The sequence below is a fragment of the Rhodococcoides fascians NBRC 12155 = LMG 3623 genome (assembly GCF_001894785.1).
GTDB lineage: Bacteria > Actinomycetota > Actinomycetes > Mycobacteriales > Mycobacteriaceae > Rhodococcoides > Rhodococcoides fascians.
In genome coordinates this window covers 1-25582 of sequence record NZ_BCWW01000014.1, presented here as the reverse complement: position 1 = coordinate 25582, position 25582 = coordinate 1, and the positions used below count along the sequence as shown (strand labels likewise).

Sequence of the window (25582 nt, the reverse complement as noted above, 5' to 3'; positions counted from 1 at the left end):
TCCTTGTGTTGTGTGTGCGTTGTACGAACTAGAGGTCGAGCACGAGTCGCCGTGAGCACGGCCGCGAGACGCAGATGAACATGGACTCCTGTGCGTCTCTCTCGTCCTGTGTCAACAGTGAATCCCTGTGCTCTGCTTGGCCTTCGAGTATCGGGGTTTCGCAGCTTCCGCAGGTTCCTTCCCGGCACGATGACAACACGCTGATGCCGGCTTCCTCGACGACGTCGAGTACGGAGCGGTCTGGAGGAACGGTCAGTGTCATGCCCGACTGGGCCAGCTCGATCTCGAAGCTGGTGCCCGCCGGGTCCGGTGTGAACGCTGTTCCACGGAACCGTTCCATGTTGACCGATCCCGAAGGCCAAGACTGGCAGTAGGTTTCGATGGCGTCCAGTAACGGAGCGGGGCCGCAGGTGTAGATCGCACGGCTCGGGGTGTGCGACCCCAGGACGGAGGGCAGGTCCAGGTGTCCGAACTCGTCTTGAGGGCGCACATGCACCGATTGTCGGTATGTGCTCTCGAGCTCGTCCACGTAGGCCATCGAGTGCCGCGTGCGGCCGCCGTAGAGCAGCTCGAACGGTTTGCCGCGCTGGTGGGCCGCGGCGATCATCGGTATCAGCGGGGTAATTCCGATTCCTCCGGCGATGAAGAGGTACTCGTCGGCATCTTGAAGCTCGAAGTTGTTTCGCGGACCTACGACTTCGAGTCGGTCGCCGACCTGCAAACTTTCGTGTACTGCTAGTGAACCACCGCGGCTTTCAGGTTCTCGAAGGACGGCAACGGTGTAGGCAGATCGATCACTGGGGTCACCGCACAGCGAGTATTGACGCACGATTCCCGGCGCGACCGCAAGATCGAGGTGTGCGCCCGGTGTCCAGGCGGGTAGCTCGTCGTTCTGTGGGTGTCGAAGTGTCAGCTGCACAACAGAATCGGCTACCGTGGTGCGCTCGGCCAAGGAGAGATCCATGGTGTGCTCTGAGTGACTCGACTGCGTCGAGTCTGCGTACGTCGTGTGCATGTGAAGTCCTTCGGGGTGTTGCTAGCGGTCGGTGCCGTCGGATGGATCCCACGTCGCCGTGAGACTGCGGCGGATCGGGAGCATGATCATCGGCAGGAAGTCTTGGGTAGCGTCCGGGGCGATTCGCAGGCTGGGCAGACGCTCGAGTAGCACTCTGATACCTGCGGTGCCTTGTGTGCGTCCCAAGGGCTGGCCCAGACAGGTGTGACGACCTTTGGTGAACGCGAAGTGGTCTGTGGGCTCGTCGCGGTGGATATTCCACTGTTTGGGGTCGGGGTAGTGGTCGGGGTCGTTGTTGGCGCTGGCCAAGGCCACCCAGACCATGTCGCCGGCAGGGATTGTCACCCCGGATAGTTCGACGTCCTGGGTGGCTTGGCGTGAGGCGAACGGTGCCGAGGGGCGGCGGCGCAACGTTTCTTCGAAAACGGTGGGCCACAATGCGGGATCGTCTTGCACTTCTGCGAGTTGTTCTTCGTTGTGGGAGAGGAAGATGAGCGCATTCGCCATCCCTTGCGCTGTGGTGTCGGTTCCAGCTGCCGAGAACTCGCACAAGTGCAAGGCGACGCGTTCGTCGGAGAGGGCTGGTTCACCGTCTCGGTTCTTCGCGGAAGCCATCACGGATATGAGGTCGGTCTCGGTGCTCTCTCGGCGCTCACGCACGATCTCCCGAAGCTTGTTCTGCGCTGCGGTGTACCGAGTCCACACCTCCGTTCGGCGTGGTTCTTCCATCGGCTCACGCCCACTTGCTAGTACCGCGAAATGGTCGTCACGCAGCTGACGCATCATCGGTTCGAGTTCTGGGGGCAGTTTCATCAGGGCCATCAGGGTCTGGGTGGTGAGCTCAAGGCAGTACTCCTCCATCAGCTCGGCGGTTCCACGGTCGGCGAAGCTATCGATGATGCGATGGGCTCGGTCGACGATTTCGGGTTCGAGTGCGTCGATCACGGGCTTGAGAAATCCGCGCTGTGCGATTCGCCGCATCTCGGTATGGATAGGTGGGTCCATGCTGATGGAGATATGAGACATCAAATGCGAAGTAATGGACGAGGTGAACTCCTCGGGTACGGGAATATTGCCTCCGTTCCCTTTGCACGAGAATGCCTTCCAGTCCATCAGGACCTTCTCCACATCGTCGCGTCCGGTGACGACCCAGGTGCCGAGTAGGTCGTGCCAAAAAATGGGTTCCTCGGTTCGTGTCCGCTCGAACATCGACGCGGGGTCGAGCAGTGCAGCCGGGCTCAGTGGGTCGAACTCCGGCGGTACCGGGGGGCGTGCTGCGAATGTGTCGGTCATCGTGGATCCAATTCAGAGGGCGGTGGCCGTGGCCATGGTGGACAACCGCTGGAAGCGTGCGAGGTTGTCGCCTTCCTCCATGACTCCAGCGGTCAGACAGACGAAGGTGAGATTTCGTTCCGGATCGACCCAGAACAGGGTCGATCCGGCGCCGTAGTTTCCGTGGGTCCGCGGGCTGGCTGCGGCACCGAAGAACGTGGGGTAGACGCCTTCGCCGCGCAGCGCGAAACCGAGTCCGAAGTTCCCCGGAGGCACGTCCCAGCCGCGGGCTTGACACAGCATTGCGTACAAGTCGTTCGGAGCGGTTCCGGTCTGCAGGGTGGTCGCGAGATCGAGGATTCCGGGGGAGAGGATGCGGACGCCGTCGAGTTCACCTCCGCGCCGAATCATCTCAGCGAATCGGAGTACGTCACCTGCGGTGGAAACTGCACCGACCCAGGGCATTTCAGCGCCTTCGACGACAATGTCCTGCATGATTTCGATGTCGGACGACTTCAGCCAGCCACCGGGTGGAAAGTATGCCTTGATAGGCACCATCCGGTCGGTCCAGGCTTTGGGCGCTCCCAGCGCGGTGCTGTGCATCTTCAGCGGTTCGAAAAGCTCTTTGGTGAGCAATTCGGAGTAACTGCTGTAGCCGGTGACTCGCCTCACTACCTCGCCGAGGAGAGCGTGATTGAGAGTCGGTGAGTAGTTGAACGTACCGCCGGGTTCGCCGACGACGTCGAGTTGGCAGATGGCATCGATGGTCGCCTCGAGGTTGCCGAGTTCTGAGTACGGCAACGGTGTGGGTGTGACGACGAGTCCCGCACGGTGGGTGAGCAAATGGCCGATGTTGACACGATCTTTCTTCGCAGCGCGAAAAGGATCGCGACCGACAAATTCGGGGATGACATCGACGACGCGCGTGGTCAGATCCAACTGGCCGCGGTCGATGGCCTGAAGCACCAGAATGTTGGTGAATGCCTTGGTCATCGAGAAGATCCAGAAGACGTCGTCGAGGCTGGATGTGCGGCCCGAGCTGCGATCGGCGAAGCCGATAGCCTCATGGAGTCCGATCTCGCCGTCTCGCGCGACCGCGATGACAGCGCCGTCGTAGTTTCCTGCTTCGATGTCGTTCGTGATGGAACGGCGAAGCCGGTCGAGGGCAGCCTGATCGAGTGAAGCTGGAGTGGTGCTCATGAATAGTCCTTATGTCTCGGGGTCGGCCTGACTTACATGTAGAGGCCGCCGGAGGGCGACAACGTCTGTCCTGTGTAGAACTTGCTGTCGTCGCAAGCGAGGAACAGCATGGTGGCCGCCAAGTCTTCGGGTGTGGCCAAGTGAGAGATCAATTGAATTCCGGCGATGGAGTCGACGATCTCGTCGGGCTGTGCGCGTAGGAGCGGTGTGTCGACGGCCCCGGGGCATACGGCGTTGACTCGGATGTCGTACGGAGCCAATTCACCTGCGGCAGCGCGTGTCATGCCTAGTACCCCGGCCTTCGATGCGGGGTAATAGAGAGGCATGGGCGTACCGACCAACGCCGACACGCTGGAGATGTTGACGATCGAGCCGCCGCCGGAGCGTCTGAGCAGTGGCGCTGCCTCGCGGATGGTGTAGAACGGGCCTTTTAGGTTGACCGCCAGGACCCGGTCGAAATGCTCGTCGGTGACGCCGGAGAGGAAGTCCGGATGGTATGCCTCGCCGCGTTTGCCTGCCGCGAAGGCTTCTACGTTGATATCGACCAGCCGTTGGTTCTCCTCGCGCGTCGGTGCGTTGATGCCGGCAGCATTCACCAGCACATGCAGTGCGCCATAACGGCTTTCGACGTGGGCGAATGCCTCGCGGACCGCTGCACTGTCCGAGACGTCCAGCGCGATGCTTTCACCGTTGTCGATGCCCGCCAGGACTTCCTTGACGTTCCCTTCCGAGATGTCGGCGCCGATGACTGTTGCGCCGTTCTCCGCGAACAGCCGGGCGGTTGCTGCGCCGATGCCGGACCCTGCTCCGGTAATGAAAGCGACTTTTCCTGCAAGTTTCATCGAGTGGACTCCTCGGTGTTGGGTTTGAAAGGCCGATGTAGTGGCGTAGGCCACAACTATATCAAAAACTAGACTCATGTCTAGTTTTTTATTCTTGGCATTTCCCGCTGACCGCTCCGTAGGCAGGGGCGATACTATGAACGCCGTGAGGACTGCCGAGAACGAGAGATCCGCTGCACCGCCGCCCGCACCCAAAGCGGGCAAGAAAGAGGCGACGCGCGCACGGATCATCGAGCGTGCGATTCCCCTGTTTTCCGAGTTCGGTTACGACAAGATCACCATGGAGTCGATCGCCAAAGCGGCCGGAATCAGCCGTGCCAACATCTACCTGCATTTCAGTGCGAAGGCAGAGCTGGTCGCTGCGATGCTCGAACAGCTCAGCCCTGCTGTAGTCGCCAGCTACGCCGAGCTCGACCGGCTCGATCCATCCGATGTTGTCGGCGTTCGTCGTTGGGTCGAGACCAACTCTCGATTGTGGATCGAACGCCGCCATCAACTCGAAACTCTCGAGCACGCCCTGGCGGTCGAACCCCTCGTGTCCGATCAGTGGTACCGGACATTGTCAGATGCAGCGGATGCGATGTTTCGGTTTCTCGATCGCCACAGCGATGGCTCTCACGGGCGAAGCGTGGCGAAAATGGCTGTTCTGACCATGATGATGGGCTTTGAGCGGACGCTGTATTTTACGTATGTCCGCAACTGCGGAGCCGATGAATCCGACACCATTGACGCTCTGGCCGCGCAATGGACGGCGGTTCTCGCCGGCGTCACGCTAGCGCGGCCCTCCCGTTCGGCCGGGGTTCTGTTCAGCGCACAATGACGGGATCCAAATCCGTTCCACTGGGGTAGTTTCCACCGAAAACAGCCGATCCCGATTCGGTGAGAACCGCTGACCATCGCCGCTCGGATGAGCTGCCGCTGGTAGAAGCAGCATCATCCATAGGAGTCAGTCGAGCCAGCACGAGACGGTGGTTTCGCTTGGGCCAGCGCGCCGGATCGACAATCGTCAGGACTGGATCACCAGAGTTGCGTTCGATACGAGGATCAGCAATCAGGACATCGAGCATTCCCCCGTGCCCTGCGATGCGCACGATGCCGCGGAATGCGAGTTCACTGTGCCGATCGGCTGTGCGATCGGCACCGGGGAAGGTGAAATAGCTACCGTCTCCGAGGTAAGCACCGTCGAATGTTGCGTGCGCCCCGTCCGGGAGGCCTGAGATGTAGCGAATGAAGCTTCGCCGGATTCCCCAGGTCAATCCGACCTGGGGTAGAGGTAGATCATGCGGGTTCGGACTCATGGAATGTTGAGGGTCAGGACGGCCGGGCCACCTGCTCCTGCGACGCGCGATACGCAGGAGCACAGCTTGCGGCAGGTGCTCTTCTGGTCTTCACTGAAGAAGACGTCGCGATGGTCCACTGCGCCCTGGACGTCGAGAATGTCGACCTGGCACAATCCGCACTCGCCTTTTCTGCAGTCGAACATCATGTCGGCTCCGGCGCGTTCGAGCGCGTCGAGCAGCGAATCGCTTGTGCCGACCGTGGTTTCGATACCGAGTCGCGGTATCGACACTGTGAACTCTTGTGCCTCGAACCAGCCGCTGTTGCCGAACGTCTCGTATCGCAGGTTCGGTAGCGGTAGGTCCCGGTCGAGCCATGTTCGCCGCACTGCGTCCATCAGCCGGATCGGCCCGCACATGTACAGCTCCACCGCATGATCGATATCGGCTACCACGGCCGAGACGGCGAGTCCGGTTCCTTCGTCATCGACATGCAGAACGAGTCTATTTCCGTGTGCTGCAGCAAGTTCAGGGAGGAACGCCATAGCTGCGCGGCTGCGACCGACGTAGTGGAACCGGTAGTCCGCGCCGACCCGGCGGAGGGCTGCGGCCATTGCGGCCATAGCGGTGATGCCGATTCCGCCGGCGAGCAGCACGTACCGCGAGGCGCCGATGCGGAGGGGGAAGTTCTGCAGAGGTGCGGTCACGGACAGTTCGTCGCCGGGCACGAGGGTGTGCATGAACCGTGACCCCCCGCGTGAGGTAGGAGACAAGTGCACTCCCAACGTCACGCTCTTACCGTCATTTGCTCCCGATACGATCGAATAGGAGCGGACCTCTCCGGTGTCGATCTCGACGTCGACGTGAGAGCCAGGTGTGACGCGGTGCGCCTGTTCGGTTCCGATGACGATCTTCGCGATGCGTTCGGCAGCGGGCTCGACGGACAGTATTGTGCCGCGATGCCAGGTGATCTTGTTGTCGGTCATATTATTTCACCGCCCCGGCAGCAAACGCATCGAGATTGGCGGTGTGTGCACGTTCGGTTTCGATCATTCGCTGGATGATCCGGCGAACCCACATTCCGCCGGCGTCGATGTTCAGGTTGTAGAACTCGTGATCGGGGTTGGCCTCGATGGCAATCTGCTGTGCGGTCAGCATTGCCTCGTCCTCCCCAAAGACCCCGTGGACGCCGTCTCGAAGCTGTGTGGTGATCGTCTGGCTCTCGAGACGGTAATTGCGCATGAATGCCCAGAAATATATGGCCGTCTTCTCGCTGACGGGTGTGATCGTGTTCATCACGAAGCCGTTCACTCCCTGGCTTCGATCTCCTTCGGGCGCTCCGGTGCCGGCCTTTGCGACACCGACGTCGATGCGGATCGTCCCTGGAGCTTGGAACTCGATGATCTGCCAGCGGTCGACCTTGCCGACAAAGCCCGGGAACTTGTCACGCATGTTCTTGAGCCAGAACGGTGGAGCGTCGATGTTGTGCATCCAACGTGTGACGGTGACCGTTCGTTCGTCGTGGGTGACCTCGAAGTCGGATTCGCTGAGTTCGTCTTGGCCGATCGTGGACGAATGGACGAACTCTTCGTGGGTGAGGTCCATGAGGTTGTCCAGCACCAGTTGCCAGTTGGCGCTCACGTCGATGGTGCGTCCATCTCCGGCCCAGTCTGCCGAGTCCATCTGGAACATGTCGGGAATCAGACCCGGATCGGCAAGAGTGGGGTCCCCCGGCCAGACCCAGATGTAGCGGTAGCGCTGTTCGACCGGAAACGACGAGACCATCGCGGAGGGATTGATGGTGTCTTGAGCGGGCATGCTCGTGCAACGTCCGGCGGAGTTGTACCGCAGTCCGTGATAGGGGCACTGGATTTCGTCGGTTCCGACGCGTGTCCCTTTCGAGAGTGGGGCGAGCCGATGCCAGCACGCATCGGCCAACGCGACCGGCCTCCCCTCCGCTGTGCGATAGAGAGCCATGGGCTTTCCTGCGATCGTGCGTGAGATCAACCCCGTGGGGGTCAATTCGTAGTCCCAGGCAGCGACGTACCAGGCATTGAGGGGGTAGGCCATGTTCTTGGCGGTCGCCCCGCCAGGTCCGAGATCGGTCATCGAAAGTCCTCGTCGTGTTGCGGTCAAAATAACTATCAAGATAGTCATTGGGTGATGTGACGCACACACTATCTATGGATATAGTGTTTCGCAAGAGGCCGCCGGACGATCGGGGAAACATGAGTCTTCGTTACGCATTACTGGCCCTGCTCACCGCGGGCCCTGTGACCGGTTATGACGCAGCGAAGAGGTTCGGCGGCTCCGTCGGACACGTCTGGCACGCGCCGGATTCGCAGATCTATCCGGAACTACGACGTATGCAGACGGACGGGCTGATCGAAGGTGAGCAGGTACGCTGGGGCCCGCGTAGCACCAAGACGCGGTACCACATCACCGCATCCGGGGTACAGGATTTCCGGCGCTGGATGCGCACGCCCCTCGACCACGCGCCGGAACGGGACGCGCACCACATGCAGGCTGCGTATCTGGAATGGGCGGACCCCGACGCGGCGCGATCGATCCTGCGTACGCACATCTCGTATTACACCGAGCAGGTCGCTCTGCTTACCGCCGTCCGAGATGGGATACGTTCTCGGACCGATCCCGCGATTCGGCGTCGGCTCGAGGCTCGCCCCGAGTCGGAGCACGAGAAAATTATTGCCTACAAGGCGTACAGCTATTCGGGGATGATTGCACGTGGTAAGTCCGAGATCGATTGGGCGATTGCCGGACTCGAGCTGGTCGACCAGCTCAATCCTGTAACGCCCCTGGACGACAACTCTTTCCAACCGGCACTGGGTTGATCCCCCGCGAGCGAAAGGGTCGATAATTCCCGCCCGAGGCGGTCGACCTATTGTAAGGCAATGTATTTGGCGTCGAGATACTCTTCGATACCTTCGGTTCTGCCTTCACGGCCGAATTCGCCTTTACCGGTCCAACAGCTCACTCATGCAGCGTTATTCGACGCTATCGATGCCCGACTGCCGGTGTCCGCACGGCTCGACATTGCGAACTCAGCGTGTCTGCTTACCTCGTGGTGCCGGGTGCGCCGCCGTCCTCGGTGTGGGGGCGATCAGCCGGCGATCGATGGGGTGACGGCCAGGTTTTGCTCGCGGTGGTTCGACGCGGCCGCGATCTTCACAAGTTGGAGGAGGCAGAACATTGAAATCAGCAACGTGACAGCGATGGCAACCGCGATCGAGTACGAGCTCCCGGTTCCGCGAAGCAGCAAGGTGGCCACCAAGGGCATCAGACCGGACCCGATCACGTTTGCCATCTGGTAGCCCAGCGACATTCCGGTGTAACGAATGCTGGGGTCGAAACTGTCCGCGAACAGGGCCGGTTGAGCACCGTAAGCACTGGTGAAGAGCACACCCATACCGATCACGTACCCGGAGACGATCCACCAGGGTTCACCTGTGTTGACAGTCCAGAAGAGCAAGAATGTCGCGAGAACGGCAGCAAGCGGTCCGACAGTCATGATGATGCGACGGCCGTAGCGATCCGAGAGGTGGCCGCCCAACAGAATCACCGGGATCTGAATCACGCATGTCGCGAGAATGGCGACCAACGTGACAGAACTGGAGACGCCGTGCTCGTTTCGGGCATAACCGACGAGGTAGGTCAGCGCAATGATGCTGAAAGCGCCGTAGCCGAGAAAGCCGCCACAGACCAAGAGCACCGGCTTGAGATGATCCCGCAATACCGCAGCAATCGGAACTTTGACTTCTGCACCCTCCCGCTTGATGACCGCGAACTCGGGGGACTCCGCGATTTTCAGACGGACGATGAGGCCCAGTCCAACCAACAATGCACTGAGTACGAACGGAATGCGCCACCCCCATGCGAGGAACTGCTCGTCCGGCAACAGCGTGACCGAGAGGAACGCGGCATTCCCCATCAAGGTACCGACGGCCGGCCCGACTTGTGGGACGGATGCGAAAAATCCGCGGCGCTCGGGCTCGGCGTACTCGAAAGCCATGAGTATCGCACCGCCCCATTCGCCACCGAAAGCGATACCTTGAATCAGCCGCAGGGTCACCAGCGCGACTGCCGCCCATACACCGATGGTGTCGTGGGTGGGCAGGAGTCCTATCAAAGTGGATGCCACACCCATGATCACCAATGTGATCACCAAGACCGGTTTGCGGCCAATTTTGTCGCCGAAATGGCCGAACAATATTGCACCTACCGGCCGGGCGAAGTACCCGACCGCAAGGGTGCCGAATGACGCCAAAATGCCGATGAAAGCACTACTTTCAGGGAAGAAGAGGCTCGGGAAAACCAGAGCGGCTGCGAGGCCGTAGATGGAGAAGTCGTAGTATTCGAGCGCAGTCCCCGCCATACTGGCGGCGGCGATCTTTCGGACTTTTCGGCTGTCAGTGTCTGTCTTTTTGGGCGCATGGGTCATGGCTGATCGAAACTCCTTGCACTGTGGCGCTCTGAGGGAGTGATGTTGTGGGGCAGTGTTATTCGAGCTAAATCGCGGGGTGACTGTCGCCGGCGCTCAGGTCTCCAGCGTGACGTCCATACTGGCCCACCCTGTCCGCAGGGCGCGACCCGAGGATTCGACGGGATGAGCGAGGGTGATCGATCGGGTGCCGGCGAGCAGCTGTTCACCGAAAATCCGTAACTCTTGGCGCGCAATCGGAGCCCCGATGCACATGTGCGGTCCGAAGCCGAAGGTCAGATGCGGGTTGCGTTCTCGATCGAGTCGGACGTGGTGCGGATCGTCGAACTTGTTGTTGTCTCGGTTCGCCGAGGCGACATTGATCGCTACCAGCTCGCCCTCTGGTATCCGCACACCGTGGACCTCGGTTTCTCTGGTGGTGCGGCGGACGGTCTGATGAAGAGGGGGCCCCATACGGAGAACTTCTTCGATAGCAGCCGGCAGCAACGTCATATTCCGTCGAATCTGTTGCTGTGTAACTAGATTCGTCGCCAGGTAGTTTACCAACGAGCCCATTGCGGAGCTTGTAGTGTCTGCGCCTGCAGCGAAGAGTTGAGTGACAATCGATCGTGCGTCGGCGTCGGAGATCGGCTGCCCGTCCGGCTCGAGAGCCAGTATGCCGGTGACGATGTCGTGTGCCGGATCACGCGGCGATGCTCGTCTGTCGTCGATCAACTCGGTCACCGCATCGTCCCACAGCGTTGCCTGCCGGGACCCGAACGCCGTGATGTCGTGCCGCAGCCCGTCCGCTTCGTCGAGGGATGCGGTGAGCTCTATCCATCCGGTGGCCGACAGACCCAACAGCTCAGCCAGAACCTGTGGCGGTACGAGGCGGGCGACCGTCCGATAAATGTCTCCGCCCCCTTTGGCCAGCAGCGGTGCAAGCTGTTCGGCCACGATGCGTTCGATGCTCGGAAGAAGTGCTTGGACGCGATCCTCGACGAAATATTGGTTCAGGAACTTTCTGTAGAACCCATGGACAGGGGGATTGGTGCTGATGGGTATCGGGCAGTTCGGGGACGGGTATTCCACGAAAGGCTGCCCGCTGGCAAAGGTTTTGAAGTCCCGGCTTGCCTTGGAGGCGTCGGCGAACGTCATCAGGCTCCAGAAGCCACCGAAGTCGTCGCTATGGACTACGGGGCATTGCTGTCGCAGCTGCTCGTAGTCGCGGTGAGGGTCGGTCGATTCTGTGGGCGAGTAGGCCTGCGCCGTCACGGCTCGGCTGTTCTCGTTTTCGTTGACGGTCATGTGCAAACCCCTGTGTGATGTGAATCGACGCGCGGTCGGAACGGCAGTGATGCCTCGGGTAGCTGTGTGATCTGACCTCTCACTGCATTGCCTCCGAATCCCTTGATGGACGGGACGGTTCGAGGGCGAAGCCGGGTCGGCGGCTCGGTGTGAGAAGCTGCTGGCGATTTGAAGCCGCGCCCTAGTGTAACGCTAGTCATACTGTACGACAATATGTGACGCGCACTATATCCGTGGGGTTCGCGGAGTTTTTGATTCCGTCCAGCGCGGTCCGTACACGCCCGTGGATACCGCTTCTGCGACCGACCTGCCAACTGCCTGTAAGCACTCCGTATCTGCAACGGAGCTGGTGAGGGACTTATGTTTCGGCCGCCACGGGAGGTCCTCCGGCTCCATCAATCGCCAGCGCCCGGCCTGCAGGTCAAAACTCGTCGCCCAAAACGACCCCGTGACGCGGTCGGTTATGGCTGCGATGGAGCCAAACATTGTCATACAAATTTTCGCAACGGCGTCGGTCAGCCGTCGTAGGAGTACTTCGGGGCGTCGCCGAGCAGGGCGCCACGCAGCAATGTATGAAGGTTCTCTCTTGTCACTGACTGCGGATTGCCGGCAGGTACGACGGGAAGGATGAGTTCGACGGCCTCTTCGAGATCGGACTCGCGCAGTCCGAATGAGGCCAATGCTGCCGGAGCATCGACTGAGTCCCGCAAATCGGTCAATCCGTCCAAGGCGGACGATGCGCCCAGAGCCTCCGCGATTCGACTCTCTGCGCGGGGTGCGTTCGGTGCGTTGAAAGCGAGCACGTGGGGTAGAACCGCGGTGTGGGTTTGCGCGTGTGGTAGGTCGAAGCGTCCGCCGAGGACGTGGCAGATCTTGTGGTGCAGTCCCGAGCCTGCGCTGGCGAACGCAACGGCTGCCAAGTACGCACCGTACAAGGCCGTTTCCCGCCCATTCTCTGCTGCAGCTTGCTGGGACGAGAGCATCGGGATGGCCTCGGCGAGAGCGCGGATCGCTTCTGCCGCCAGCGCTCCGTTGATTGGGTCTGCGCGTGGCGCCCACATGGAGTCGATGCAGTGTGCAAGAGCGTTGAATGCACTCGAGATCGCAAGGTGGGGCGGCAATGACGCTGTCAAGGCGGCGTCGTAGATGATTATTGCCGGGAGAACTCGATTGTCGATACCGGTCTGTTTGCGTTTGGACGTCGTGATGCCCCATACGTTCGTGGCTTCGGATCCAGCGTAGGTAGTCGGAACCGCAACGATGGGTAGCTCGGAGGTCAACGCGACGGCCTTGGCCAGGCCGATCGTGGAACCTCCTCCGATGCACACGAGGAGATCGGCTTCGATGTTCGTCGCGAGTGTTCGGGCATGTTCGACCTGAACGATCGGGACATGCGGGTGCACGTCGTCGAACAGCGCGGCGGCAGACGATGTACCCAGAAGCGAATCGACCAGTGCGGAGTCGCGTCGGGATGCGATGATCATCGGCGCGCGTGAGTGCGCGGTGGCCGAGGCCAGGTGTTGCGCCGCCATGTTCGTTCCGAACAACACTCGTTGTCCGAGTGTTTCATGGTCGAAGACCAGAGTGGTGTTCATTGCAGGTCCGTCCTTCCGGTGCGGTGATAGCGCACACGGAAGTACAGACCGTGCGCGACTAGGGCAGTTCCGAGTCGAGCTTCGCCAGAGCGGTTTTCGCTGCGGTGCGAATGTGCGCTGCGCACAGGGCTGCCGCCTGGTCGGCGTCGTGCGCTTTGACTGCGATCACGATGGCGCGTAATTCCTCCACAGCGTGGGCCGATCGGCCAGATGTTGCCAGGGAGGTCGCGCGTAGGACGCGCACTCGTGCTTGGATGCCTTCGATCAACTGTCGAAGGGTATTGCTCGCTGCTCCCTCGATGAGCACTACGTAGAACTGGTCCTTGGCCGAGAGGATGTCGCGGATCTCTGTGCTACTGCCGACCACTTCGGCGAAGTGTTCGACAGCAGCGTCGAGGCGCATGATCTGTGAGGGCGTGGCTCGCTCGACGAATCGAGTGACGATCAACGACTCCAATGAAGCTCGCACCTCGTAGAGATCGATTGCCTCGGCTACCGTAGGTGCGCTGACCATCGCCCCCTTCTGTGGGACGACGGTGACAAGGCCCTCCGAGGCCAGTTCTCGAATGGCTTCTCGGACGGTGGTTCGAGAGACGTTCAATTGCTCGATGAGTTCTCGTTCGACCAATCGTTGTCCGGGAGTGAGGCGCAAATCGAGAATTGCTTCTCGCAGAGCAACAATGACCTGCTCGCGTACCGGTGCTGCAACGCGACCCACCGGGCTCGTCGCCCAGACGTTGGCAGTTCTACTCGTCATGACCAGAGTATAGAATTTGTCTGGCTGTCATACATTTCGATCCGATATCTGGTTTTCGAGCCACCGGGCTATCTCGGTGTGGTCGGCACCGGCGGGGAGCTCCTCGGCTGCCTTGGCCCAGAATTGAACGGATTCGCGTCCGAGATCGGACGGAGTTCCGAGTTTTTCTGCGAGGTCGGTTGCGATTCGCATGTCCTTGAGCATCAGTCCCAGCGCGAAACCCGAGTCGAAGGTTCCGGGAAGAATGAAGTTCGGCCACTTGTTCTCTGTCGAACCGCTCCGACCACTGGAGCCGTTGATGACGGACAACATGACCGCGGGATCGAGTCCGAAGCGGCTACCGGCGAGCATCGCTTCGCTCGTGACCATCAGATGCGTGGCCGACAGCAGATTGTTGAGAGCCTTGAGAGCATGGCCGGATCCGACTTCACCGACATGGGTCGGTGTGCCCATGGCAGTGAGAACCGACTCCACACGGTTCACGGCGGCACGGGATCCGCCGACCATGATGACGAGTTTTCCTGCAATGGCCCCTTTGACTCCGCCCGAAACAGGAGCGTCCACCAGGTCGATGTCCCGTTCGGTGCGCAACTTTTCCGCGAGGACTCGCGTGCGAAGCGGTTCGGATGAACTCATGTCCACCAGAACTGCTCGAGGCTTGAGCGCTGCCGCCAATCCGTCCTCGACCACTGCTTCGACGACCTTCGAGCTAGGGAGCATGAGGATAACTACGTCGGCGTCGGCTGCGGCGGCTGGAGCGGACGGTGCTGGGGTACCTCCGGATTCGACGAATCGGGCCAGCGCGTCGTCGGAGAGATCGAACCCGACGACCTGATGTCCGGAGGCGAGGAGCCTACGAGCCATCGGTGTACCCATGTTTCCCAGACCTATCAACGCGACTACCTGTGAGTTCCCGCCCTGGTCGACCGATCCCACCTCGCGATCAGGCATGTGCCCGCAGTTCATTGAGGGTCGACTCCGCGATGCGGAACGACTCGAGCGCAGCTGGAACGCCGATGTAGATGGCGGCCTGGAGGAGAACCTCCTGGATCTCTTCCTCGGTGCACCCGTTGGTGATCGCTCCTCTGACGTGCACTGACAACTCATGCGAACGGTTCAGGGCGGTCAACATGGCGATGTTGAGCAGGCTTCGAGTTTTTTTCTCCAGGCCCTCACGGGTCCACACTGCCCCCCAGCAGTACTCGGTCACCAATTCCTGGATCGGCCTCGAAAATTCGGTCACGTTGCTGAGCGACTTTTCGACGTGTGCGGAACCGAGAACGCTCTTGCGCATGGCGAGACCGTCTTCGTAAGTCTCTTTGCGAGTGCGGCTGGAAGTCATAGCGAACCTTTCGTCGTGTTCGACAGATTGTAATACGAAAAGCTTGGACCGCGGGTCATTGTGCTGGGAATCGGACCGGAGCCGCAAGGCTTCAGCCCCTTTGGGTCAATGAGTGCAGGCGAATTCGAGTTACTGAATCGGGATCTTTCATGGGAATTTAGGCCCCTAACCAGCGTAAATCCGTAGCGGGCTGCACTTGATGTGACTTGTTTCAACGGTGGGTGTTGCCGGTGATTGCCATCACAAGGTACCGTCGGCAGACCTCGTACAGATTGTCGGACGAAAATCTCGCAAGGCAAGCGGCCTCGGATGGGCCGCGAAAGCGCACTACAGGACGGACTGACGAATGAATCAACAGACGGTACTGATTGTCGGTGCCGGGCCCGTGGGCGTTCTCAACGCACTGGGGCTGGCTCGCGCGGGGATCGCTGTCACAGTGCTCGAACGCGGCACCGGTGTCGTACGGTCTCCCCGCGCCATGGTGTATCACTGGTCTGTCTTGGACGGGCTCGAACGTCTCGGCCTGTTCGAACAGGCCATCGACAGAGGATTCGTCAAACAGAGCTACACCTACCAGGTCTACAAGACCGGGGAACAGGTCACCTTCGGGCTCGACGTACTGGAGGGATCGGTCAAGCACCCATACAACCTGCACCTCGGACAGAACGAACTCGTCGAGATTGCGCTCGCGGAGCTCACCCGATATCCCCACGCGCAGGTTCTGTGGAACACCGAGGTCGACAATATCGTCCAGGACGACGCTGGAGTTCGAGTCCACACCAGGTCCAACGGTCGGTCGCTCGTCCTGACCGCTCACTGGCTGATCGGCGCAGACGGTGCACGAAGCACGGTTCGAGAGCAGATCGGTGCGACGTTCGACGGAACCACCTGGCCCGAACGATTCGTGGCCACCAACATTCGGGTCGATCTCGAGTCCCACGGTTGGCCGTTGACCACGATGTTGATCGACGATCGCTACGGGGCAATCATCTCGAAGATCGACACGACCAACCTGTGGCGATTCACCTACTGTGAGGACGAATCGTTGTCGGTGGACACCGTGACCGAACGCATGCCCGAATACTTCGATGCAGTGTTTCCCGGTATCGACGGAATCGAGCTCGTCGACTACTCGCCGTACCGGATGCATCAACGCGCCGCCTCCGCATTCCGTGACGGGCGCGTTCTGCTCGCGGGCGACGCCGCGCACGCGACCAACCCCACCGGCGGACTGGGACTTACATCAGGACTGTTCGACACGTACGTCCTCTACGAAGCACTCGCAGCAGTCATCGATGGACACGCCAGCCAGTCCGTTCTGGACGACTACGCATTGCAGAGACGAAATGTGTTCGTAGACAGAGTTTCTCCAGCAGCAAGCCGTAACAAATTGCTGATCTACCATTCTTCCGACCCAGAGAAAGTGGAAGAGGCGATGGTCGGTCTCCGATCGTTGACCACCGACCACGACGCCCTCGTCGACCGCCTGATGTTCCCGAAGACCCTCGAAACGCCGTCCCTGCTCTCTCCGACAATCGCAGCAGGGGGGACGGCATGAACAGTCTCGAGGGGCGTGTGGCGGTGGTGACCGGCGCAGCTAGTGGTATCGGCTTCGCCCTGGCCGAACGGTTCGTCGCAGACGGAATGAAAGTAGTTCTGGCCGATGTCGAAACTGCTGCTCTCGACAGGTCGGTGGCCGGTCTGCGAGCGAACGGCGCGGATGTAATCGGCGTACGGACCGATGTTCGCGATCTCGACGCGGTGACTGCGCTGGCCGAGGAGACGATCTCCGCCTTTGGAGCAGTACATCTGGTGTGCAACAACGCGGGGGTGGAAACGGGGGGTTCTTTCCTCGAGATACCGGCACGCGCGTGGGAGTGGGTGATGGACGTCAATTTCTATGGCGTGCTCAACGGCTGTCGCGTGTTTCTTCCCCTGCTCGAAGCCCAGGACGAGGGACATATCGTCAACACCGCCTCGGTCGCGGCGTTCGCAACCGGAACGGCTACAATGACCCCCTACTGCGTGTCCAAATCCGCGATACTCGGTCTGACGGAATGCCTGGCAATCGAACTCGACTCCGCGGGTAGTCACGTGGGTGTGTCGATTCTTGCGCCTGGGCCTGTCAAAACCAAGATGCCCGAATCCGAGCGAAACCTGCCCCAGGGCGTCACCGCTGCTCTCGAAACCCACAGGGTGGCCCTGATGGAGCAACTCAAGGCGAAAGCCGCAGCGGACGGACTCGAACCCGCCGCCGTGGCCGACATGGTCGTCGACGCGGTTCGTAATCGCCAATTTCACATCCTCCCGCATCCGGACATGGCGTTGGCCGGTGTCAGACGCAGGCTGCAGTGGATGGAGACCGGGGTACTCCCCGCTGCTCGCCGAGCCGGCACCTGACCACTTTGTATCCAGTTCACCGCAGTGAGCGATTCCCTCCCCGACACAAGGAAACCCGATGACCAGTACCGTCACGCGCGCGCCCAGTTCGGATTTCGACCCGTTCTCGACCGAAGTCCTGAGCGACCTGCATTTCCACGACGGCATCCTGCGTGAGGTTGCCCCCGTCGTCGACATCGAGAAGTACGGTTTCTACGCAGTCACACGCCATGTCGACATCCAGAAGGCTCTCAGAGACTGGAGAACGTTCTCGTCGACCGACAGGCCTTTCTACCAGCCCAATCCGTTTCGGCCCGTCGCCCCTCTGATGCAGGATCCACCCGATCACACGCAGACCAAAGCGGTGATGCTGCGTATCTTTTCCAGAGAAAACATGGCGAAGATGGCCGCCTATTTCACCGAGACCGCGGAGAACACTGTCGACGCGCTGCTCGCGCGGGGACCGGTGAGTCTCGACGCATACCATGACGTCGCCGCGCAATACGTCCTCAAAGTATTTCCCGACGTCCTCGGACTCCCTACCGAAGGTAGAGAGCTTCTTTTGAACTTCGGTGACGCAGTGTTCAATGCTTTCGGCCCCCAGAACGAGCACCACTTCGAAAAGATGCGCAACGGCGCGCCGGCTCTCGAATGGGTCGAAACCAACATGAAACGAGAACTGCAAGCCGAGGGCGGCATCGGCTGGCAGCTGTACACGGCGGCGGACGAGGGTGTGATCAGCGAAGCCGAGGCCGAGCAGCTGCTCAAGGCGGTGCTGGGCGCCGGGTTCGATACGACGATCTTCGGTATCTCAGGTGCACTGCGGGCGTTCGCCGACAATCCCGATCAGTGGCAGCTACTGCGCTCTCGGCCCGCCTTGGTCGAGGCTGCGTTCGAGGAAGCACTTCGCCTGTATCCGCCATCTCGTTTCGGCGGGCGTGTCGCCACCAAGGACACACAGCTCGCCGGAATCGAGATCCCCTCAGGCACAAGGTTGCTGATGATGTGGCTCGGCGCAGGACGCGATCCACGCAAGTGGCCCGACCCGGATACATTCCGCATAGATCGCGACAACCCCGGTGGCCATCTTTCGTTCGGATTCGGTATCCATACCTGCGCTGGGCAAGCCGTCGCGCGCCTGGAGGCCAAGAGTCTACTGACAGCCCTGCTCAACCGCGTCGAACGTATCGAGCTCGACGGGGAACCTCGCCGAGCTCTGAACTTTCAAGCCTTCGGGCACGACCGGATTCCGGTCCGACTCGTACCCGCCTCGCGATGAACACCGCACAGTCTCCGGCGAATGCGACGACGTCACCTCCCTCGCAGCAGCTCTCGGCGACTCGGGGGGGAGAGTACTGGATCTCGACCGGGCCCGCCGAGGCCCGATGCCACTCGTTCGTCCGATGGGATGCCCCCGAGGCCGACACCGGCAAACTTCCGGTGATACTCGTACACGGAGGTGGAGGCCAATCCACCGACTGGACGATCACCCCGGACGGCCGCCCCGGATGGGCACCGCTGCTCATCGACCGGGGCTTCGAAGTGCACCTTCCCGACCGGCCCGCACACGGCCGGTCGCCATACGACGAAGAGGTCCACGGCACCCGGATACCTGCTGCGACAGCAGAAGTCATCGGCCATTTGTTCGCCCCGTCCGAACCCGATCCGCGCACAGCACTGCATACGAAATGGCCGTGGACGCGCACCGCCGGTGGCATGGAGATCGATGCACTGCTCGCCTCGACACAACCCGTATTCGGCGACGCAGCCACTGGACAACGCCTCGACGCGGACATGCTGACCGCGCTCATCGACCGAACCGGACCATCCATCATCATCACCCACTCGGCCGGCGCACCTGCCGGATGGCTTGCAGCGGACCGGCGTCCAAACCTCGTGAAAGCACTTGTCGCCGTCGAACCGCTGGGCCCGCCTCTGCGTGACCTCGGCCGACGCGGAGGTCTCGACTTCGGATTGACCTCCGTTGCACCCTCTTTCGAACCTCCGGTGAGCTCACCGATCGATCCGTCGAATCCGGCCAGGTTGCCCGGCCTGTCTCAGGTCCCGGTCGCCGTTGTCAGTACCGACGCATCCGGGCGGCGCGACTGGGACGACGCAAGCGTCCGTTTCCTACGGCGCACCGGCGTCGAGGTCGACCACATCTTTCTCCCGGATCATCACCTGTCCGGGTACGGGCACGGCGTGATCTTCGAGCTGCACAACGAGCGTGTCCTCGACGTCGTGCAGACCTGGTTCGAAGCCGCTGGTCACAGCCGTACCAACGATGAAGGGAACACGGTATGAACACCCCTACTGCGCTGCGCTTACGAGCACTCGCCGCGCCGACCATGGAACTCGATGCAGGTGACCTCGTGGTGGGTGCCGAAGGCACAATCACTTTTCCCTTGCCTGCGTTCTTGATCGAGCACGACCGGGGCTTGATTCTCTTCGACACCAGCTTTTCCCCACTCCTCAATGATGACCCGCACGCTTACTTCGGCGATCTGGCAGACACGCTGAACATCGTCACCAGCCCGGAGCAACGGATCGATCGACAGCTGGCCGCACTGGGATTTCGCACCGACGATGTCACCCACGTCGTGCTCTCTCACACACACTGCGATCACGCCGGCGGTCTGTATCTGTTTCCGGACGCGAAATTTTTCGTAGGGCCCGGTGAATTCGACTGGTTCTCCAATCCCGGTCCACTGCAACAACATCTGATGCGCGCCGACGATCTCGCGCCGACGACCGACTACGACTGGACCACGATCGAGCAACCCGAGTACGACATACTGGGCGACGGTTCCATCCGGGTTCTGCATACCCCTGGCCACACACCCGGCGAACTGTCCTGTGTGGTCAACCTGCCCTCCCAGTCGATCGTTCTCACCGGTGACACGGTTCATCTACGCGAGGGACTCGACCGAGAGGCACCGGACCCTCACGACTGGGATCCCGAGATCGGCAAACGCAGCATCCAAACGCTCAAACGTTACCGAGACGAGCACGGCGCCAAAATCTGGGTCGGGCACGATCCCCAAGACTGGGACGCGTACGGCGGGGCCCGGAACGCGCAGGAGTGATATATGATTCTCATCGACTATCATTGTGTAGCATGCGATTACACGTTTGAATCGTTGGTGCCGAGCCCCCCGGCCGCGCAACAGACATGCAGCAAGTGTGGGATGGAGTCGGTCCGCCGGTACACAGCGGCCGGTCTCTCGGGCCGCGCTCGTTGGCCGGCCGCCGGAAGCACAGCCTGCGTGGACAATCCGGACGTACCCGGCCTGTGCCACGTCGGCACCGCAGCGAAACGTTCGCTCATCGCGCGCCACCGCGGCGACGACGACACCCTGGCCGCGGAGCAAGCCCGCCAACAGTCCGCATACGAACGTAACGGACCTCCGAGAAGCGCTGCCATACAGAGCCACTCCCACACACCCGGCCACCGATAAGGACCGACCCTTGATGGGCAATACCAACATCAATGAACGCAATCCACACCTGCGTCGACAATTGCAGTTTCACGGAGCTGCCGACCTCGCATCTGCCCGACTAGTGGTGTACGCAATCCATGGACGCGGACAGCAACCCAGCTACATGGCGCAGGTCGCGGACCGTGTCGGCCTGGATGGGATCGCCTACGTACTACCTGCGGCCGCCGACGCCACCTGGTATCCGGCCCGCTTCACCGACTCCGTGGACGCAAACCAGCCCTCACTCGACAACGCCTTGGATGCGGTCTCGACCCATCTGCAATGGCTTATCGAGCAGGGCGTCACGCCCGAACGGACTGTCGTCGTGGGCTTTTCGCAAGGCGCGTGCCTGCTCGCGGAGCACTTGCTCCGAACACAGATCCCCTATGCGGGTGCTGCAATACTCACCGGCGGTTACATCGGACCCACAGAACACCAATGGCCCAGACAGATACCCGGGCTGATGGCCATGCCCACCTTGCTGACCACCGCAGCGCGCGACGAATGGGTGCCGCTTCCACGAGTGAACGCCACCGCTGAAGCGTTCACCGATCTAGCCGCCGATGCAGAACTGCACGTCTACAACGATCCCGAACACCACGTCAGCGACATCGTCGTCGAACATCTGCGCGCGTTGCTCGAACGCGCCGCGAGCACTGCCAGTTAGAGCCCAAACCGGGCAATCACTTTACAAAGGGAGAAAGAGACCATGACATACGTAGAAGGTTCACACCATGTCACCCTGTCAGTCGGACACGCCCAAGAGGACGTCGATTTCCACGTCAAGACCCTGGGCCTGCGTTTCATCAAGCGCACCGTCCTGTTCGACGGCACCACACCGATCTACCATCTCTACTACTCCAACGCCAACGGCGATCCATCGTCTGTCGTCACCACATTCCCGTGGGCGCAGGCAGGAATGTTCGGCAAGCGTGGCACCAATCAGGCCCGTGAAGTGCTACTTTCCGTCCCCAGCGGATCTCTCGAATATTGGTACAGGCGACTGAGCGAACGAAAGGTCGAGGTCTCGAACCTCGACGTGTTCGACCGTCGCCGTCTCGCATTTCGCCACCCCTGCGGTATCGAATACCAGTTGGTGGAAAACGACAACGACGAGCGGGAAGGGTGGACCGAGGGTGGAGTACCCCGCGAATACGCAATCCACGGGCTGCACGGCGTCGGTATCCACGTCACTACGCCAGAACGCATGATCGACTTCGCCAACGACACATTCTTTTCCCAGGGCCAGCTCACCGAGGAAGGAGATCGGGCCGTCTTCCAGGTCGGAAACGCCAAGTACGGCAACCACATCGAGCTGACGGCCAATGTGTCCGAAGATCAAGGGACGTGGCACTACGGTGCCGGAACCTACCACCACTTCGCATGGAACCTCGACACCCTCGACAACCAGGATCAGGTGAAGTTCGGGATCGAAGGCGCAGGCTACACCGACATCTCGGAGCTGAAAGACCGCAAGTACTTCAAGAGCGTCTATGTGCGCACTCCCGGCGGATGCCTCTTCGAGCTGGCTGTAACGCACGCCGACGGCGGCTGGGATTGCGACGAATCGCCCCACGAACTCGGATCGCGGTTCCAACTGCCGCCACAGTTCGAGGTTCAGCGTACGGAAATCTTCGAGCAGTTAGAGCACATCGAGGTCTGAGTGACCGGGCGCTCAGGACGGGTCCACGAAAGCTTACGAGCCGTCGTCCCGTCCCGAGCACCCACACGCCCACACGGCGACCCGAGCACGTTCGACCGATAAGGAAGTAACCAATGAACGCGACAGCAAGCAACGAAACCGATCTGTCGTTGACGCTTGCCAGCAAAACAGAGGCCGCCGACAATGTGGTCGTTCTCCGGCTTCGAGACCCCTCTGGACGGGACCTTCCGACCTGGACGCCGGGGGCACACATCGATCTCGTGCTCGAGTCGACAATCGTTCGCCAATACTCCTTGTGTGGAGATCCCCAAGACAACAGCGAATGGCAGATAGCGGTTCTGCGAGAACCACTGAGCCGAGGGGGATCACAGCTGATCCATGACAAACTCGACGAAGGAGACCGCGTCACCGTACGCGGGCCTCGCAACCACTTCGAACTGCACCCGTCCCCGAAATATCTTTTCATTGCCGGCGGCATCGGCATAACCCCGATCCTCACCATGGTCGACGCTGCGGACAAACAGGGGGCCGAGTGGAAACTCGTCTACGGAGGCCGCAACCACGGTTCCATGGCATTTGCCCAACACTTGGCAGACCGGTTCGGAGAAAAGGTAGTCCTCCATCCACAGGACGTGGCCGGCATGATCGACCTGCCTGGCCTGCTCGCGGTACCGCGGTCCGACACCCTTGTCTACTGCTGCGGACCCGCACCGCTGCTCGACGCAGTCACCGACCAGTGCAGCAGATGGAAAACAGGGTCGCTGCACATCGAGCGATTCGTCGCCAAAGAAATGGATGAGCCGGTTATCTCCGGCGATTTCGAGGTAGAGCTGGCCCGCACAGGAAAGACCATCACCGTCACACCCGAGCAAACCGTTCTGCAGGCCGTGACCGAGGCCGGCGTCCAGGTTCTGTCATCATGCGAGGCCGGAACGTGCGGTACGTGCGAGACACCGGTCATCGCCGGCGACGTCGATCACCGCGATTCGTTGTTGACGCCGGAGGAGCAGGGTGCCAACGACACTATGATGATCTGCGTCTCGCGCGCCGCTTGTCCCAAACTCGTCCTCGATCTTTAGGCCATCGCCGGTAGTGCCACTCGGGCAGAACAACTGGGCCGCACGACGCACGCGCTCCACAGGCGATGTGCTTTTGCCGCAGATCCATCAGCAAATGGAGCGAACCTTGACTTCTCCACAACCGAACGTCGAAGCACCCCCAACTGTCGATTGCATTGCGGGTCAGGACTTTCCCAATCGCAGCGGCGGTTGGGTCATCGCGAAAGCATCAACAGGTGTTTACGATCCCACGTGCCTTCGGTGGGCTGAACGCGCGGTGCCTACCCCACGGCCGGGGCAGGTCACTGTCCGGACAACGCTGCTGTCCGTCGACCCCACCACGCGGAACTGGCTGAAACTCGACCCGAACTCGATGTACATTCCCCTTGCCGTGGGTGATGTGATGATCGGCGCGGCGACAGGAGTGGTCGTAGCGACCGCTGATCCGGCCTTCTCCATTGGTGATCACGTCGGCGGAATGTGGGGGTGGGAGCAATACTCCACTGTCGAAACGGCTCGTTTGGAGAAGCATATCGCCAGCGATCAAATACCAGATTCGGCGTACCTTTCGATCTTCTCGCACATCGGGCGGGCAGCTGCGATCGGTCTGTACGAGATCGCCCGGATCAGTAAGAACGACACCGTTGTCGTCTCCGGTGCCGCCGGTGCAACCGGGTCGATCGCAGTACAGATCGCCAAAGATCGAGGATGTCGAGTCGTCGCGCTGGCGGGTGGGCCCGACAAGTGCCGGTACGTGACCGACGACCTTGGGGTTGATTGTGCGATCGACTACAAGAGCGACGACGTCGCTTTTCGTCTCGCCGAAGCATGTCCCCTCGGAATCGACGTCTATTTCGACAACGTCGGAGGCCCGATCCTCGATGCTGTACTGGACAACATGGCAACCGGATGCCGAATCGCTCTGTGCGGTGCCATGTCCCAGTACAATATCGCTGGACCCGGTGATGCGTACGGGATAATCAACCTCCCAAATCTATTATTCAAGCGTGCAAAAATTCAAGGATTCGTAGTACCTGATTTCGCGGCCGACATGTCCCGCATTGACGCCATCCTCACCAGGTTGTATGCCGACGGAACTCTGTCGGTCCGCGAACACATCGTGGAGGGCTTGGCTGCAGCGCCTGAGGCTGTGCAGTTGCTGTTCTCCGGCGAGAATACCGGGAAGCTGTTGGTTCGGGTCTGACGGCCTTGAACCAGACGGATGTGCTTCCTTCCACGTCAACGATCACTGGACAAGAGGAGAATTCTACTGTGCCGCAAACAGTTCGCGCCGTCGTTGCCAAGAGCAAGGGCGAGCCCGTCTCGATCGAGTCGATCACCGTTCCCGATCCCGGCCCGAACGATGTCGTGGTCACCATCGCCTCGTGCGGGGTGTGTCATACCGATCTGCATTACCGCGAGGGCGGCATCAACGACGAGTTCCCGTTCCTGCTCGGCCACGAAGCCGCAGGCACCGTCGAAGCGATCGGTGACGCTGTCACTCATGTCGAGGTCGGTGATGTCGTGGTGTTGAACTGGCGTGCGGTGTGCGGGGAATGCCGAGCCTGCAAGAAGGGCACCCCCTGGTATTGCTTCGACACCCACAATGCGTCGCAGAAGATGACTCTCGCCGACGGCACCGAACTCTCTCCGGCGTTGGGGATCGGGGCGTTCGCCGACAAGACCCTCGTCCACGAAGGCCAGTGCACCAAGGTCGACCCGGAGTCCGATCCGGCGGTGGTGGGGTTGCTCGGGTGCGGGGTGATGGCCGGGTTGGGTGCGGCGATGAACACCGGGAACGTTTCCCGCGGGGATTCGGTGGCGGTGATCGGGTGCGGCGGTGTCGGCGATGCTGCGATCGCCGGGGCCCGCCTGGCGGGGGCGTCGACGATCATCGCCGTCGACCGCGACAAGAAGAAACTCGACTGGGCTCTCGAACTCGGTGCCACGCACACTG

The 25582-nt window shown here is 61.0% G+C and carries 25 protein-coding genes; 12 read left to right on the top strand and 13 right to left on the bottom strand.

Annotated elements, in window-relative coordinates; all coding sequences use genetic code 11:
* Positions 1 to 28: 28 nt before the first annotated feature.
* From RFA01S_RS23585 to RFA01S_RS23570, 4 genes are read right to left on the bottom strand one after another with little or no spacing between them, the layout of a single operon-like run.
* Positions 29 to 1015: a PDR/VanB family oxidoreductase gene (locus tag RFA01S_RS23585; protein ID WP_052060905.1), complete on the bottom strand. Its 987-nt coding sequence runs from the start codon at positions 1013 to 1015 to the stop codon at positions 29 to 31.
* Positions 1016 to 1036: 21 nt separating this feature from the next.
* Positions 1037 to 2308, bottom strand: a complete 1272-nt coding sequence (locus RFA01S_RS23580) for a cytochrome P450 (RefSeq protein WP_032388714.1) — start codon at positions 2306 to 2308, stop codon at positions 1037 to 1039.
* A 12-nt stretch (positions 2309 to 2320) separates the two neighbouring features.
* A complete protein-coding gene (locus RFA01S_RS23575) occupies positions 2321 to 3487 on the bottom strand; it encodes a serine hydrolase domain-containing protein (protein ID WP_032388713.1) in 1167 nt (388 codons plus the stop codon).
* A 32-nt stretch (positions 3488 to 3519) separates the two neighbouring features.
* A complete protein-coding gene (locus RFA01S_RS23570; protein ID WP_032388712.1) occupies positions 3520 to 4329 on the bottom strand; it encodes an SDR family NAD(P)-dependent oxidoreductase in 810 nt (269 codons plus the stop codon).
* Positions 4330 to 4474: 145 nt separating this feature from the next.
* On the opposite strand from RFA01S_RS23570, the gene RFA01S_RS23565 reads away from it, so the two are divergent.
* Positions 4475 to 5149 (top strand): TetR/AcrR family transcriptional regulator, encoded by a 675-nt coding sequence (locus RFA01S_RS23565; RefSeq protein ID WP_255283981.1) that lies wholly within the window; start codon positions 4475 to 4477, stop codon positions 5147 to 5149.
* On the opposite strand, the gene RFA01S_RS23560 is transcribed toward RFA01S_RS23565, so the two are convergent.
* The 3 genes from RFA01S_RS23560 to RFA01S_RS23550 are packed head-to-tail and all read right to left on the bottom strand — an operon-like array spanning position 5136 to position 7715.
* On the bottom strand, positions 5136 to 5627 hold the full coding sequence (locus tag RFA01S_RS23560; protein WP_032388711.1) for an HtaA domain-containing protein: 492 nt from the start codon (positions 5625 to 5627) through the stop codon (positions 5136 to 5138). The two genes, RFA01S_RS23565 and RFA01S_RS23560, sit on opposite strands and share 14 nt — an antisense overlap.
* Positions 5624 to 6592, bottom strand: coding sequence for a PDR/VanB family oxidoreductase (locus RFA01S_RS23555; RefSeq protein ID WP_032388710.1), 969 nt, complete (start codon positions 6590 to 6592; stop codon positions 5624 to 5626). Before RFA01S_RS23555 ends, RFA01S_RS23560 begins: the two co-directional genes overlap by 4 nt.
* Position 6593: 1 nt before the next feature.
* Positions 6594 to 7715: an aromatic ring-hydroxylating dioxygenase subunit alpha gene (locus tag RFA01S_RS23550; protein WP_032388709.1), complete on the bottom strand. Its 1122-nt coding sequence runs from the start codon at positions 7713 to 7715 to the stop codon at positions 6594 to 6596.
* 119 nt (positions 7716 to 7834) lie between these two features.
* Here RFA01S_RS23550 and RFA01S_RS23545 point away from each other — a divergent pair, with 119 nt between their 5' ends.
* The gene (locus RFA01S_RS23545; protein ID WP_052060902.1) at positions 7835 to 8458 is read left to right on the top strand and encodes a PadR family transcriptional regulator; all 624 of its coding nucleotides are present in this window, start codon (positions 7835 to 7837) and stop codon (positions 8456 to 8458) included.
* A 269-nt stretch (positions 8459 to 8727) separates the two neighbouring features.
* Here the strand turns inward: RFA01S_RS23545 and RFA01S_RS23540 are convergent, their stop codons facing one another.
* The 6 genes from RFA01S_RS23540 to RFA01S_RS23515 all read right to left on the bottom strand — a co-directional run bounded on the left by RFA01S_RS23540 (position 8728) and on the right by RFA01S_RS23515 (position 15046).
* A complete protein-coding gene (locus RFA01S_RS23540; RefSeq protein WP_052060901.1) occupies positions 8728 to 10065 on the bottom strand; it encodes an MFS transporter in 1338 nt (445 codons plus the stop codon).
* 96 nt (positions 10066 to 10161) lie between these two features.
* Positions 10162 to 11352: a cytochrome P450 gene (locus tag RFA01S_RS23535; RefSeq protein ID WP_032388708.1), complete on the bottom strand. Its 1191-nt coding sequence runs from the start codon at positions 11350 to 11352 to the stop codon at positions 10162 to 10164.
* A gap of 515 nt (positions 11353 to 11867) precedes the next feature.
* Positions 11868 to 12947 (bottom strand): maleylacetate reductase, encoded by a 1080-nt coding sequence (locus RFA01S_RS23530; RefSeq protein WP_032388707.1) that lies wholly within the window; start codon positions 12945 to 12947, stop codon positions 11868 to 11870.
* A 58-nt stretch (positions 12948 to 13005) separates the two neighbouring features.
* Positions 13006 to 13704, bottom strand: coding sequence for a GntR family transcriptional regulator (locus RFA01S_RS23525; protein WP_052060900.1), 699 nt, complete (start codon positions 13702 to 13704; stop codon positions 13006 to 13008).
* A gap of 27 nt (positions 13705 to 13731) precedes the next feature.
* A complete protein-coding gene (locus RFA01S_RS23520; RefSeq protein WP_052060899.1) occupies positions 13732 to 14655 on the bottom strand; it encodes an NAD(P)-dependent oxidoreductase in 924 nt (307 codons plus the stop codon).
* Positions 14648 to 15046 carry a carboxymuconolactone decarboxylase family protein gene (locus tag RFA01S_RS23515; protein WP_032408325.1) on the bottom strand — a complete coding sequence of 133 codons (399 nt, stop codon included), beginning with the start codon at positions 15044 to 15046 and terminating at the stop codon, positions 14648 to 14650. The genes RFA01S_RS23520 and RFA01S_RS23515 overlap by 8 nt, the downstream gene beginning before the upstream one ends.
* 346 nt (positions 15047 to 15392) lie before the next feature.
* On the opposite strand from RFA01S_RS23515, the gene RFA01S_RS23510 reads away from it, so the two are divergent.
* The 10 genes from RFA01S_RS23510 to RFA01S_RS23460 form a co-directional block, all read left to right on the top strand.
* Positions 15393 to 16604: an FAD-dependent oxidoreductase gene (locus RFA01S_RS23510; RefSeq protein WP_032388705.1), complete on the top strand. Its 1212-nt coding sequence runs from the start codon at positions 15393 to 15395 to the stop codon at positions 16602 to 16604.
* Positions 16601 to 17446, top strand: a complete 846-nt coding sequence (locus RFA01S_RS23505; RefSeq protein ID WP_032388704.1) for an SDR family NAD(P)-dependent oxidoreductase — start codon at positions 16601 to 16603, stop codon at positions 17444 to 17446. Before RFA01S_RS23510 ends, RFA01S_RS23505 begins: the two co-directional genes overlap by 4 nt.
* A 58-nt stretch (positions 17447 to 17504) precedes the next feature.
* Positions 17505 to 18704: a cytochrome P450 gene (locus RFA01S_RS23500; RefSeq protein WP_032388703.1), complete on the top strand. Its 1200-nt coding sequence runs from the start codon at positions 17505 to 17507 to the stop codon at positions 18702 to 18704.
* Positions 18701 to 19729 carry an alpha/beta fold hydrolase gene (locus RFA01S_RS23495; RefSeq protein WP_052060898.1) on the top strand — a complete coding sequence of 343 codons (1029 nt, stop codon included), beginning with the start codon at positions 18701 to 18703 and terminating at the stop codon, positions 19727 to 19729. Before RFA01S_RS23500 ends, RFA01S_RS23495 begins: the two co-directional genes overlap by 4 nt.
* On the top strand, positions 19726 to 20511 hold the full coding sequence (locus RFA01S_RS23490; RefSeq protein WP_230597334.1) for an N-acyl homoserine lactonase family protein: 786 nt from the start codon (positions 19726 to 19728) through the stop codon (positions 20509 to 20511). Before RFA01S_RS23495 ends, RFA01S_RS23490 begins: the two co-directional genes overlap by 4 nt.
* 385 nt (positions 20512 to 20896) lie before the next feature.
* A complete protein-coding gene (locus RFA01S_RS23480; protein ID WP_032388701.1) occupies positions 20897 to 21571 on the top strand; it encodes an alpha/beta hydrolase in 675 nt (224 codons plus the stop codon).
* Between the two features lie 42 nt (positions 21572 to 21613).
* Entirely contained in the window at positions 21614 to 22567 is a 954-nt protein-coding gene (locus RFA01S_RS23475) for a VOC family protein (protein ID WP_032388700.1), read from the top strand.
* Between the two features lie 113 nt (positions 22568 to 22680).
* Positions 22681 to 23646, top strand: a complete 966-nt coding sequence (locus RFA01S_RS23470) for a PDR/VanB family oxidoreductase (RefSeq protein WP_032388699.1) — start codon at positions 22681 to 22683, stop codon at positions 23644 to 23646.
* 94 nt (positions 23647 to 23740) lie between these two features.
* The gene (locus RFA01S_RS23465) at positions 23741 to 24829 is read left to right on the top strand and encodes an NADP-dependent oxidoreductase (protein ID WP_139278531.1); all 1089 of its coding nucleotides are present in this window, start codon (positions 23741 to 23743) and stop codon (positions 24827 to 24829) included.
* Positions 24830 to 24897: 68 nt separating this feature from the next.
* A partial coding sequence (locus RFA01S_RS23460; protein WP_139278530.1) for an alcohol dehydrogenase catalytic domain-containing protein occupies positions 24898 to 25582 on the top strand: 685 nt, incomplete at its 3' end.